This is a genomic window from Rhodococcus sp. 06-418-5, from assembly GCF_002258285.1.
Classification (GTDB): domain Bacteria; phylum Actinomycetota; class Actinomycetes; order Mycobacteriales; family Mycobacteriaceae; genus Rhodococcoides.
This window is the reverse complement of sequence record NZ_NOYE01000035.1, coordinates 67,215-79,625: the sequence shown is the minus strand read 5'-3', so window position 1 is coordinate 79,625 and position 12,411 is coordinate 67,215. Positions and strand designations below refer to the sequence as shown.

The following is a 12,411-nucleotide window of genomic DNA, read 5'->3' as shown; positions in this document are numbered from 1 at the left end:
CACCTTCTGGCTTCAGAAACTATCCAAATCTGTTCTAGAGCCCGATGTCAGCAACGGCGTTCCCGACAAGAGGTGCATGTTCGCGGCGGTAGACCTCGACCGAGTCGAGGCTGGCGTGGCCGGTCTGTCGGGCGATGGCGGAGCCGTCTGCACCGTTGCGGGTGCCTTGAGTGACGAAGCCGGCACGGAGCGAGTGTCCGCCTAGTTTGGTGAGTGCGGTTGCGTCGTAGCCGGCGTGCTCGGCGCGTCGGCGGATGGTCCGGTGAATCGCCGCTCCGGACAGCGGAGTATTGCCAAGGTTTCCGTTCTTGGCGATTGCGCGGAACAACGGAGCGCGGGCTGCGGTGCGAGGTACTCCCCCACGGCAAACATGTCCTGCGAACGACTCGCGTTTGCGTAGGAGCCGGATCACCGAAGCCCTGCCCCCAGCATCGAATGCGGCGACGACTTGTGCCCAGCGGACGTAGGCGCAGGGTGGGCAGGTTTCGTGGGACCCGGTGTAGGGGAGCGCTTTCACCGCTCCCCTGCCTTCTTGATCCGTCTTCGACTTCCGCATTCGTACGTGGAGACCGTCATGCCGGTGCACACTGACGTCCCCACACGCGAGCTCCGATAGCTCGCTGCGTCGGAACGCGCCGGCGAACCCGAGCAGCAGGATCGCGGAATCCCGGCGTTCCAGCACCTCGTCGGCCCAACCCCGGCACCGCTCTCGGGCGGTTCTGACGAGGAGTTTGATGTCGTCGACCAGCAACGGGTCTCGCGGTGTGCGGGGCCGGTCCCCCGCTGCGGCGTACTCGCGCCGTATGCCCGACAGGGTCGCGGTGACGAGCTCATGGGCCGACGGGGACAGATGCCCGGTGGTGCGGTGCTGATGGTTGATCGCCGCGGTCCAGGTGCCGAAGGTGGCGACGGCGTAGGCCCGCTCCCCTGATTCGGTGCGGGTGTCGGCGGCGTCGACGAGGTAGGCAGCGACGGTGATCGGGTGAGCCGGCAACGTCACGTGACCATTCGCCTCGCACCACTTAGTGAAGCGTCTCCACGCGGCCGCATACGTCTTGCGCGTTCCCTCGGACCGGGAAGACTGCACGGCGCTCGCGATCCGCTTCGCGACGGCCGGCGGGATCTCCGGCTCGACCGCCACTGACCCAACACCTGCAGGAATGCCCACGCCCGTAGTTACCGACGGTGCACGACCTGGTCGAGAGTCCATAGGAGCAGCCTAACGCAGGTCACCGACATGTCTGCAGAGCAAAACTGTGCTGAACTGGCACTTTGGCACCGATGGTGCGGAAAATGCAATTTACGTTGGTCTAATCTGAATAAGTAAGGGTGAGTAGGAAGCTCTATCTGCAAGAGTGCCATTGGCGACCGATCAGAGCTGGCGAAGTGGTGGGTCGCGCTTCTGACACAGACCGGCTACCTGGGCTTAAGCCTCCGCTCCACTTCCCCACTGGTCCGAATCGGAGGCTCAGCAGCAAGGCCTCGGCGGATGTGCTTTCCGCCGAGGCCTTCTTGGTTGGATGAGCTGTGTCAGATGCCTCGAAGCGTCTTCACCAGCTCACGTATGTCCTCCTCGTTGAGCGCTTCCCTGATCGCGACTGCCACAGAGTGGGGATCGCTTTTCAGCTTCATCAGCGCCCGGATTGCGGCGCTGCGTGATGCGATCTGCTTGTCAGCATCGGAGGGTCGGCGTGGTTTCTTCTCGTTTGCTTTCGGCGATGGTGGGTTCTGCTGGCGTGAAGACCACTCAGCGACCTGCTCCGCAGACGGAATCTGCGCCAGCGCCCGAGCGTCTCGGATCGCGAGATCGCCTGAACGTAGTTTCTCCCGCAACTCAGGCTCTAGCTTGAGCAATGCGCGCCGCTGCGAGATCCAGCCTTCTGATCGCCCCAATTTTTGAGCGGCCTTGGTGGCGCTTCCGAGTTCAGTAACAAGAAGGTTGACAGCTTCTGCCTCTTCGACAACGTCGAAGTCTTGCCGGTCCAGGTTTTCGACTATTGATGCCCACAGGATGGCCTCTTTGGATGTTGCAAGGCTGTCCTGAACGACCACATCCATTCCCTTGCGGCCATACTTCTCGCTCGCAGCAAGCCTTCGGCAGCCGTTGACCACAACCCAACGTGCGGAACCGATTCTGGCGACGTCCTCTGGCCAAAGTTCGAGCCACCGTGCGCTCGTAACCACTGTCCCAGGTTGAAGCTGCCGCTCCGCGATTGTAGCCAGATCGGCGAGATCCCCGACCGCTGAGCGCGGATTCCGAGGGTTGGCCACTAGTTCGGACAGAGGCACATCTGGTCTAAATTGGCCATCCACAGGGATGGATGCATCCACGGGCGACTTGTCCCCCACTGAACCAACCAGACTAGAAAAATCGACCCGACCGCCCCGGGACTTCTGTGATGTTGCCATTTACTTACCTACTTCCAGCTCAAGGCACAAGCGTTGGAAGTCCTCACGTGCCTGCAGCGATGCCCGATTTGGCGGGTACTCGGTAACCACTTGCCCCTGAGCTGCGGCTCGACTGTGCACCTTGTAGTGCCGAACAACGGTGTTGGCGAGTGGCCAACCTTGCGCTTGGACGAATGCTTCGGTCTGTTCCAGGTCGACTCGGCCGTCTCTTGGATCCCAGTTGTTGATGACGACAATGAATGGGATTCCCTTCGGCTCAAGCACTTTGGAGATTGTGCGGGCCGTCGGGTCGAAGCTGAGTGGCTCCGGGACGATCGGGACGATCGCGAGATCGGTCACCGAAAGTACAGTGTCGAGCGCTTGTCCTGAAGTGCCGTTATCTACAGCCCCAGGACGATCGCCGATCCAGCCCGGCGTATCGACGTAAACGTGTTTGATTCCATCCAGGTTTGGCAGATGGCGGAGCATTTCCGGGTCGTCGATCTGAGTGACCCGGAAGGGAAGGTCCTGCACTCTTTCGGCCCACCACACTGCCGAGCCCTGAGGGTCGATCGAAGCTGCCAGTACTGGCGATTCGCTCTGCTTGGCTCCGGAGCGAGTCAAGACGTCATTCTTGACTGCCGCCAGGTTCATCGTGAGGGTACTCTTCCCCACTCCGCCCTTTTGGCTGATTATTACGTGTACGGGCATTGAGCCCACCTTCCGTTTGCTTCACCGCGGTGCGGCTACTTCGGTGTGGTGTTCTGGCGATGATCTTTACCGCGGTAAAGATCCGCGAGAACGCGCAGCGCTGGAGTTGCTTGCGCCCTCGAAATGTACATCACTATGCCTCCAGAGTGTTCGGTTGTAGCTTCGACTCGCCGGGTCATGTCTGTGATCCGATGGCAGACTCCCCCGCTGGACCTCGGCGCTCACTGGCTCGTCCACGCGCTGTGGTACTTACCGGCTAAATCTTTACCGCGGTAGACGTCAAATCAGTGAAGGTGGGCAGTGCTTAAGTCCGCCTGTCGCACCATCAACTACTGGTATTCAGACTTCTGACCCGAGGGTGTGGGAGCTACACCGTTGCAGATTCGTGCGAGGACTGTGTCATTGAAGCAGCGAGCAGGGCTGCGGACGGCAGCCGTCCCCAACGTTGGCTGGTTCGCTGGTCGACAGCAGTTAGTCGGGAGGCTTGCTAGGTATGGTGATACACGAAGTGCCGGCACCACGCCCGTCGGATGTCTTTAAGGCCCGCTGAGGCGCGTCGTACTAAGATTTCTGGGCGCGACCTGGCGTTGGTTCTGCAACAGTCGTTGCACTTCGAAGTACGCGCTAGTTGCTTGCTGTTGCAGTGCACTGCAATCATGCGCGACCAGGCTCTTCTGATGCAATCGGCCGGCCGATATCGTAGTGAGGGTGCAACAGTTTTCGTTAGGGTTTTCGGGCAGGCCCAGTTTGGTCGTTTCGCCCAATTCCGGCGGACTGTCAAGGCGCTAGGTCCTGAGCCTTGGCGTTGTCGCGTCTTTACCGCGGTAAAGGCTGATCTCTCACCGCAAGGTGATGATTCAGTAAATGCGAGTGGGTGGTGGGGTGATGTGGGCTCCAGTGAGGCCTTGAGTTTCATTTCTTGTCGGCAGTTAGTTTCAGCCATCTCGTAGGACCTTGGTTTGGCCGGCAACGCCTTGCGGCGGATTTACGTAGGGTGAATCGCGATAGTTCGCGCCGAAGTAAGACCGGGGGGCAGGATGTCGCACCCCACCCAATTTCGTCACTGTGACGAAAAGCGTCGCACCCACAAGCGTCGGGATCTGGCCGATTTGCAGTCGAAGTTCCGGGTTCTTTGGCGGTGCGCATTCGAAGGCCGGCCGAAGGTGGCGGCGGGCCTTTGATAGACAATATTCAATCGAATCCGCTTTAACGAGGCTGGCGTGTGCTGGGGAACTTCCTGTTGAGTGCATTTGCTTGAGTTAAATCGTGGATGCGCTTGATGCGCTGGGGGACCGGGGCCTGCAGAGCCTGGAGTCCGGGTGACCCGTTCCATATCTTGGCGACCTTTACCGCGGTAAAGATTGAATTTGACCTTGGAGTGGTACAGAGCTGCACCCTTGCGTCGAGCTCTCTTCGTGTTGCCGTTCGAGCGCGCCCTTCGAGGCAGGCTTCAGTGCTATGCCTCGCTCAGGCCGAGTGCGACGCTGGCAAGGCTGCATCCTGACATCGATGGAGCGAACATAATCGCGCTCCTATGGGATTGGGGCAACAGGTGAGTCGAATCGTGGGCTGGCACCAATGGTCCAGGCTCTGTGTCCTCTAAGGAGAAGCGCTTCGTAGGAGGGAACGGATGAAGGTGTGTCAGGGTCTGGACGAACGAACATCTTCACGCCGGTGGCGCGGAGCAGCATCAATGCTTGCTGTTCGAGTTCGTGGACCCGATTGCGGGGCCTGGTCGGTGTTCCCAACGCTGTGAGCAGTGCGAGGTAGAACCGGCCGGGTGACGGGTCCGGGGGCATCTGCATGCACAACACCGGTATCTGCTCGCGGTCGGACAAGCTGATCGGCGGATGAGTGCGCCGGAACTTTTCGATGATCATCGACTTGCCGTTGTTCGTCGGACCGAGCAACAGTAGGTTCGGCATACGCTGTCGGTCCGGCCACGACAGCAACGTCTCCAGATGGTCGATGACCGTAGCGATCACCTCATCGGTGCTCACGCGCACTCTGTACCTCGGTCCCACCGAGCGGCGCCGCCAGTTCGAGCGCCACCTCGCGTGAACGCGCGGCTCGCGGCGATGCCCGATGATGCGTACGTTCGCCCGTGGCCGCTGCATCCGCAGCCACTGCCAGGTGAGGCCCTCTCGTCCCACCGCGGGCTCGGCCACGACACCCCGTGTGGCCACGAGATGGTGCGCGCCACCCTCGCCGGTATCCAGGTATCGGTCGCGTAATAGTCAGTGAGATAACCGATTTCGGGTGTACTGTAATGCGCTTCATGCCGTACTGTTGGGGGCAGCGGGAAGGCCAGGTTCTTCTCAGAGCACTTGCAGGCGAACGCTTTTCCCGACATGACCAGATGGTCGGTGCACCCAGGTCCCGTCGCCGTGCCGATCGACCGGTGGGGCCACATGCCGTTCCCCGCACAGTCGATGTCCCCGGCAGGGGTCGGATGGATCGTCGATGCCCATCGCACTGGGCAGCCGCCTCGACACGACCCACGACCGCCTCGGTCGCTGCTCCTCGGTGATCGCGCGCTGGAAGCGGACATGACCGGCTCGCCGCCGCAACCCGTTGCAGCTGCACTGGACTCGGACTACTACCGAATCGGTATCGATGCCCGCCGCCGTGCCCACACCGATCTGGCCGATGTGTCCGACATAACCGATGATCTCGAGCATCGGATCGAGAATCTGTTGCAACGCACCCTCGAACTGCTCGATGGCGCGCCGAAACCAGAAGCGCAACCACACATCGAGTGGGTCGGGTGAACAGTGATCGACAAGAACGATACGGCCATGCCGTGAATGCGTACGCCGGCGTCAGAGAGTTCTGCTACGGGGTCATCCCGCCGCGGGACCTCGCTTCTTGATCGAGCGCGCGCGATCGACAGCTTCGATGTCCGCGTTGATGGTTCGGCGACGTTTCCTCAGAGTCAGTGCCGACAGCGGCAGGCTTGCGGCAAGTGCGGCGAGTAGTACCAATACGAAGGGAATGTCGAGGGTCGTCAGCGCGTCGACGGCCAAGATCACGCCTGCAGCGACGCACACGAGTATCAGCCGTACGCCGTTGTAGGCCAGCACATGAAAGACGAGCTGCCCCTGGGGGGTTGCGGGTGTGCGGATCAGTGGCATCGGCCGTCCTGTCGTGCGTAGTTGTGCGGGCGTCACCGTAGGGTGCGGGGCCGGGTTTCGGTGCCGATCTGCTTGAGGAAATCGTTGTAGGCGTTCAGTTCGCTGTATCCGTCTTCTTCGGCGTGGCGATCCGCGACGGCCGATTCCTCTTTTTCGTCTCGGTTCCATCGAATGCAGAAGATGAGCACCACCAGCAGGGCCACCGGCTCACCGTAGGACCATGCCAGCGCCCCGGCGAGTTTCTGATCAGCTATCGGATCGACACCCCACTGCGGGGGAGGGGAGGCGAACGTGGCGAGCATGGGGGTGCTCGACATCATCAGGATGACACCGAAGAACACATGCAGCGGCATCTCGACGAACAGGTCGAACATACGGCCCAGATTGCTCTGCCGAACAGGGAGGGGGCCGACGGCGAGCACAGGGATGATGAACAGCAGCCCGCTGGCGAAGAAGAAGATCTCCATCGATACGTGCCCGATCTCGCTGACGGCGAGAACATCGAAGATCGACGACAGATACAGACCGTAATAGCTGAAGAGGAACAACGGAATCGTCAGCCCGGGGTGAAGCGCGATGCGCCCGGCGCGGCTACGCAACCCCGTCAGCGCCGCGATCAGTACCCACCGCCCGGTTCCGTGATGAGCGGTGGCACGCAACAAAAGTCGTCCGGGCGAACCCACCACCAACAACGGTGGGATGGTCATCGACAACGTCAGATGCTGGAACATGAAGACGCTGAACAGGCTGTAACCGTAGCGTTCGACCTGCAGTCCGGTCACCAGGACCAGCGCCGCGCAGCCGAGCAGAAAACTCGCACTCCGCCACCGTGACCACGCGATACCTCGACCGCGGACCCGGTAGAGCCCCCAGCAGTACAGCCCGGCCATGACGATGCCGGCGATCGGCAGGATCGGGAGCGGCGGTACATCGAAGCTCAGCAACGCTGCCAGCGTCGGCGGGCCTTCCGGGGGAGTTACTGCGGCGATGTTCATCGGGACCCTGTCATTGCTTGTCCTTGCCTCGGATCACCAACGTCAGGGCGATGGCAGCGAGACCGAGGACAGTCAGGCCCACGATGGAGAGCAGCATCATGGTGTTCTGTTTCGGTGGCCGGTCTTCGCTGGCGGAGGGATTGTTGGGATCGTAGGGCTGCGTAGCCGTGGTAACAGGAGTCGGCGAGGTCGAGGTCGCACCGCCCTGCGATTGCTGTGCAGCGGCGTCCTGAGGGGTGGCGGTCGCCGCAACGTCGACGGAGAAACCGTACGACCCGGTGATCGGGTGCCCGTCCGCGGAGGTGACACGGTAGCCGACGGTGTACTGCCCGTTGGGGAGTCCGTCCTCGAGCAGGACCGATACGTCGGGGCCCTCGACCGTGGCCGTTCCCTGTGCCCACTGAGTGTCGCCAGGACCCACGACGCTGATGGTTGCGAACGATTCGTTGATGTCCTGGTTGAACACCAGACCGACACCGATCGGCGCGAACTCCAGGGTGGCATCGGCGGGCGGGTCGGAGCTGACCAGTTCGCTGTGCGCCGACGCCGGCGCTGCAGCGAACAATGCTGTCCCGCAGATCATCACAGCGATCAGCATCAGACGTTTCACGTGGGGTACTCCTCTGTATCGAGCCCGACCCAACAACTACGGGACATAGTAGTAGGGAGGGCGGTTTAGCGGTGGGTCACTTCTGCGACGATGGTTATTTCACCGGGTCCGGCGGATCGGATCGCTCACGGCCGGCGATGGCTTCGGTGATCACTTCCGAGGGCGCGATCGAATCCGAGTGCGGGCCACCGACGTGCTGCTCGGCGCGGATGCGTTCGACCATGTGCGGATAGTGAAGCTCGAACGCCGGCCGCTCGGAGCGGATTCGGGGCATCTCGGTGAAGTTGTGCCGCGGTGGTGGGCAACTGGTCGCCCACTCGAGGGAGTTACCGAACCCCCAGGGGTCGTCGACGGTGACCACTTCGCCGTAGCGGTAGCTCTTGAAGACGTTCCAGATGAACGGCAGCGTCGAGGCTCCGAGAACGAACGATCCCACGGTCGAGACCTGGTTGAGGGTGGTGAATCCATCGGACGGGAGATAGTCGGCGTAGCGGCGCGGCATTCCTTGCGCTCCGAGCCAGTGCTGAACGAGGAAGGTGGCGTGGAATCCGAGGAACGTCATCCAGAAGTGCCACTTGCCCAGTCGTTCGTCGAGCATGCGGCCGGTCATCTTCGGGAACCAGAAGTAGATGCCCGCATAGGTCGCGAACACGACCGTTCCGAACACGACGTAGTGGAAGTGCGCGACGACGAAATAGGTGTCGGTGACGTTGAAATCGATGGGCGGGCTCGCCAGCAGCACCCCGGACAACCCGCCGAAGACGAACGTGACGAGGAATCCGATGGAGAAGAGCATGGGGGATTCGAGGGTGACCTGGCCGCGCCACATGGTGCCGATCCAGTTGAAGATCTTCACCCCGGTCGGCACGGCGATGAGGAAGGTCATGAACGAGAAGAACGGCAGCAGCACGGCACCGGTGGCATACATGTGGTGCGCCCACACCGCGATGGACAAGGCGGCGATGCCGACGGTGGCGTAGATCAGCCCCTTGTACCCGAAGATGGGTTTGCGGGAGAAGACCGGGAAGATCTCCGAGACGATTCCGAAGAACGGTAGCGCGATGATGTAGACCTCGGGGTGCCCGAAGAACCAGAACAGGTGCTGCCAGAGCAACGCCCCGCCGTTGGCGGGATCGAAGATGTGGGTGCCGAGTTTACGGTCGGCGAGCAGGCCCATCAACGCCGCGGTCAGCAGTGGGAACGCCAGCAGGATCAGAATCGAGGTCACCAGAATGTTCCAGGTGAAGATCGGTAGCCGGAACATCGTCATTCCCGGAGCGCGCAGGCACACCACGGTGGTGACCATGTTGACCCCGCCCAGGATGGTGCCCAGGCCCGCGACGAGCAAGCCCACGATCCACAGGTCGGATCCGATACCGGGGGAGTAGACGGCGCTGCTCAACGGGGTATACGCGGTCCAGCCGAAATCTGCGGCACCGCCGGGGCTGATGAACCCTGCGGTGGTGACCAGCGCGCCGAACAGGTACAGCCAGTAGCTGAAGGCATTGAGCCGGGGGAAGGCGACATCGGGTGCGCCGATCTGCAGCGGCAGGATGTAGTTGCCGAAGCCGAAGACGATCGGGGTGGCGTAGAGCAGCAGCATGATCGTGCCGTGCATGGTGAACAGCTGGTTGTACTGCTCGTTGGAGAGGAACTGCATTCCCGGAACGGCGAGCTCGGAGCGCATGATCAACGCCATCAGGCCACCGACGAGAAAGAACCCGAACGAGGTCACCAGATACATCAGCCCGATGACCTTCGGATCGGTGGTGGTGACCATCGTGTGCAGGAACGACCCCTTGCGGGCCCCGCGGGGAGGATAGGGGCGAACCGCCGGCGCAGCCGGAGGAGATGTCAGCGCCGTCATGGAACCACCTTCGAATCGCACGCGAATTACAGGACGCGTCCGACAGCCTAACTCAAATACTATGCTGCATAGTATTTAGGGGTGGTTCAAGTCAGCAGAACCGCGCACGCTGCGGCGGAGACCGCACTGAGAAGGAGGATTGCCATGGCGGCCGGCACCACGAGCGGCAGCACGGCGGCGGCAGCGTACGCGCCTGCCCCGGTTCGGCTCGGCGTGTGCGCGCTCGTGTCGAGGTGGTGCAACCGCTCGGCGGTCGATTCCCCGATCAGGCCCAACGCCCACAGTGGACGCGCTGAATGCGCCTGCGAGACCGTCGACAAGGCCGAACGCACAGTGTCGGCGCTGGTGACCGCGGCCGCGGACCGGTCCGCGGCGACCTCGACCAGAACCCGCACCGCTGCAGGTGCTGCGGCGAACAGAGGAACGCGAGGAAGTGCTTTGGCCAGGATCTCGCAGATGTTGACGATGCGGTGGTGTCGCCCGCGCAGGTGGGCACGTTCGTGTGCGATCACAGCTCGCTGCTGATCGGGATCGAGATGGGCGAGCAGGCCTTCGGTGGCCACGACGTAGCCCGGGCGACCGTCGATGCTGTAGGCCAGCGGGAGCGGGTGGTCGAGCCACATGATCGGTTCGGGTCCGGGGTCCGTGCGCGCGACGACGGCGATGACATCGCGGTGATAGTCGCGGACTTTGGACCGGGCTCGAAGCTGACGGCGAGTCGAGCGCAGGACGCGCGCCGACGCCGACGCCGCGAGGACGACCGATGCCCCGGCTACAGCTTCACCGATCCACGGCTGCGCCGCGTGTTGCAGCGATCCCAGGCAGCGGACGGCAAGTTCGACCATGCCCTCGGCGGGCGCATGGCCGGGCCAGAGCAACACGGTCACCGCGGATCCCACGAGAAACAGCACCCCGGCGATGCTGCCGATCCATGCGGTCAAGGCGAGAGTGGGGCTCACGGTGCGGGTGAGAGAGGTCAACGGCTGCGGCAGGGCGACGGCCGCGATGATCGCCGCGAGGAGCAACGCCAGCGCGACGATCACCGGTTCACGTCCGGCAGGTTCCCCCGCAGAGCGTCGAGCTCGTCGTCGGTGACGGTTTTCGCGAAATGCATCAGGACGGCGGCCGAGTCGGTGCTGGTGTCGAGGATTTCGCGCAGCGCTTGCGAGGTGGCCTCCGCGCGCGACTGCACCGGGGAGTACAGGTACGCGCGTGACTGCTTGGTCCGCTCGACCCACCCCTTCTCGTGGAGATGGGTCACGACGGTCAGGATCGTGGTGTAGGCGGGGTTTCTGCCGGCCATGCGCTCGCGCAGGTCGTGGACCGACTGCGGTCGATCGCATTCCCAGAGCACGTTCATCACCTCCGCTTCGAGATCACCGAGCCTTTTCATCGCCAGTTCTTCTTTCCTTGTCGTGTCAGGTGATATCGACTCCGCGTGCCGACAGCCACGCCGCCGGGTCGGACTTGGCACCGTCGGGTTGCCACACTTCGTAATGCAGGTGGGGTCCGGTGGATTGGCCTCGGTTGCCTACCGTAGCAATGAGCTCGCCGGCTTTCACGCGTTGACCGGCGGTGACGAGCGCCTGGTCTATGTGGCCGTACACCCCGATCGTGCCGTCGTCCTGACGAATACGCACCCACAGGCCGAACCCTTGCGCCGGCCCTGCTTCGATGACCTCGCCGTCGGTCACCGATACGATCGGCGTCCCGATCGTGTTGGCGATGTCGAGTCCGTAATGCGTTGTCCCCCAACGTGGCCCAGAACTGGAGGTCAATGTTCCCGACACCGGCACCACCGAGAGCGGGCGGCGCGCCTCGGCATCGCGTGCTGCGCGCTCCGCCGCCCGAACTCCCCCCTCGGCGAGTTGTTCGGTCATGCGCTGCGCCAACCGGCCGACGTCGAGATCGGGCAACTGCAACACCTGCGGGGGTGAGGCAACGACCGGGCTCGGCGGCAGGGCGCCGGCGGGAGGTCGATCGATACTCGCGGCGCTGAGCGCCACACTGTCCTGCGACCCGGTGTTCGGAGCCGTCGCTGCCGCGGAAAGAAAGGCACCGACCGCGACCGACGCAGCGATGGCGCGGCCACCCGGCTTCGGCACCCGGCGGCGATGAAGTCCGCGGCGAGTAGTTCGCGACACGGCCTGGACATCGGCGCGGCCCCCGTCGTCGTGCGTCGCCTCGTCCGGACCGGCCACGTGCGCCGCCCACATCGACGCGGTAGTGTCCGCGGCCGCGGTGTCCCAGGCGTCGCTGACCGCGTGAACGGTTTCATCCGGTGCGGGCGTCTGCGCCGAGGGCGTGTGCTCGTCCTCCGGCAGAGTGTCGGAGTACCCGGCATCGGCGGGCGACTCGGTCACGAAACGTGAGGGTGCGAACTCGGCCCGTCGATGACGGGGGCGATCGGTGAGCGCCGTCGGCCTGGTGCCGACGGGCATCGAGATCACGCCGCCGCGCGCCGGCGCTGCGCAGTCGTCGTCGATCGGATCGGGTGTGCGGTGTCGGGCCAAGATCACAATCCTTGGTGGCTACGAGGCCGAGGCCTCGCTCGAGATAACGAAATGGTGACGGTCAGGCCACAGGTTACTACTATCGAGCATAGTTTTTCCATCCCCTTCGACCCGGATTCGCTCATACCGCTGGTCACGGTCCTCGGAGGACATCCCGCGGGCTGCGGCGACCGGGCTGCGGCGACTCTGACCG

At 63.1% G+C, this 12,411-nt stretch carries 14 protein-coding genes; 3 read left to right on the top strand and 11 right to left on the bottom strand.

All coding sequences use genetic code 11. The features are described from left to right. Positions 1 to 34 precede the first annotated feature (34 nt). From CH274_RS24935 to CH274_RS24920, 4 genes are all read right to left on the bottom strand, one after another. A complete protein-coding gene (locus CH274_RS24935) occupies positions 35 to 1,210 on the bottom strand; it encodes a site-specific integrase (protein ID WP_068050853.1) in 1,176 nt (391 codons plus the stop codon). A 320-nt stretch (positions 1,211 to 1,530) separates the two neighbouring features. After that, positions 1,531 to 2,409 (bottom strand): ParB/RepB/Spo0J family partition protein, encoded by an 879-nt coding sequence (locus CH274_RS24930; RefSeq protein WP_032370887.1) that lies wholly within the window; start codon positions 2,407 to 2,409, stop codon positions 1,531 to 1,533. Then, positions 2,410 to 3,099 carry a ParA family protein gene (locus tag CH274_RS24925; protein WP_032370995.1) on the bottom strand — a complete coding sequence of 230 codons (690 nt, stop codon included), beginning with the start codon at positions 3,097 to 3,099 and terminating at the stop codon, positions 2,410 to 2,412. A gap of 1,532 nt (positions 3,100 to 4,631) precedes the next feature. After that, positions 4,632 to 5,099, bottom strand: a complete 468-nt coding sequence (locus tag CH274_RS24920) for a TniB family NTP-binding protein (RefSeq protein ID WP_230598328.1) — start codon at positions 5,097 to 5,099, stop codon at positions 4,632 to 4,634. Between the two features lie 57 nt (positions 5,100 to 5,156). Here CH274_RS24920 and CH274_RS29390 point away from each other — a divergent pair, with 57 nt between their 5' ends. Beyond that, positions 5,157 to 5,333: a hypothetical protein gene (locus tag CH274_RS29390; RefSeq protein ID WP_155288467.1), complete on the top strand. Its 177-nt coding sequence runs from the start codon at positions 5,157 to 5,159 to the stop codon at positions 5,331 to 5,333. A gap of 117 nt (positions 5,334 to 5,450) precedes the next feature. Then, entirely contained in the window at positions 5,451 to 5,870 is a 420-nt protein-coding gene (locus tag CH274_RS24915; RefSeq protein WP_094650287.1) for a hypothetical protein, read from the top strand. A 72-nt stretch (positions 5,871 to 5,942) separates the two neighbouring features. Here the strand turns inward: CH274_RS24915 and CH274_RS24910 are convergent, their stop codons facing one another. The 7 genes from CH274_RS24910 to CH274_RS24880 form a co-directional block, all read right to left on the bottom strand. Beyond that, on the bottom strand, positions 5,943 to 6,233 hold the full coding sequence (locus tag CH274_RS24910; protein WP_052053811.1) for a DUF4229 domain-containing protein: 291 nt from the start codon (positions 6,231 to 6,233) through the stop codon (positions 5,943 to 5,945). A 32-nt stretch (positions 6,234 to 6,265) separates the two neighbouring features. Continuing rightward, positions 6,266 to 7,228 (bottom strand): cytochrome c oxidase assembly protein, encoded by a 963-nt coding sequence (locus CH274_RS24905; RefSeq protein WP_032370888.1) that lies wholly within the window; start codon positions 7,226 to 7,228, stop codon positions 6,266 to 6,268. A 10-nt stretch (positions 7,229 to 7,238) separates the two neighbouring features. Then, a complete protein-coding gene (locus CH274_RS24900; RefSeq protein ID WP_032370889.1) occupies positions 7,239 to 7,838 on the bottom strand; it encodes a copper resistance CopC family protein in 600 nt (199 codons plus the stop codon). Between the two features lie 94 nt (positions 7,839 to 7,932). Next, positions 7,933 to 9,705, bottom strand: coding sequence for an aa3-type cytochrome oxidase subunit I (gene ctaD / locus CH274_RS24895; RefSeq protein WP_052053812.1), 1,773 nt, complete (start codon positions 9,703 to 9,705; stop codon positions 7,933 to 7,935). 86 nt (positions 9,706 to 9,791) lie between these two features. Further along, positions 9,792 to 10,748, bottom strand: coding sequence for a M56 family metallopeptidase (locus CH274_RS24890; RefSeq protein ID WP_032370890.1), 957 nt, complete (start codon positions 10,746 to 10,748; stop codon positions 9,792 to 9,794). Further along, the gene (locus CH274_RS24885; RefSeq protein WP_032370891.1) at positions 10,745 to 11,098 is read right to left on the bottom strand and encodes a BlaI/MecI/CopY family transcriptional regulator; all 354 of its coding nucleotides are present in this window, start codon (positions 11,096 to 11,098) and stop codon (positions 10,745 to 10,747) included. The genes CH274_RS24890 and CH274_RS24885 overlap by 4 nt, the downstream gene beginning before the upstream one ends. A gap of 25 nt (positions 11,099 to 11,123) precedes the next feature. Next, positions 11,124 to 11,921 carry a M23 family metallopeptidase gene (locus tag CH274_RS24880; protein ID WP_080729311.1) on the bottom strand — a complete coding sequence of 266 codons (798 nt, stop codon included), beginning with the start codon at positions 11,919 to 11,921 and terminating at the stop codon, positions 11,124 to 11,126. Between the two features lie 193 nt (positions 11,922 to 12,114). Between CH274_RS24880 and CH274_RS29385 the strand changes: the two genes are divergently transcribed. Beyond that, positions 12,115 to 12,276, top strand: a complete 162-nt coding sequence (locus tag CH274_RS29385; protein ID WP_155288468.1) for a hypothetical protein — start codon at positions 12,115 to 12,117, stop codon at positions 12,274 to 12,276. The last annotated feature ends 135 nt before the right edge of the window (positions 12,277 to 12,411 follow it).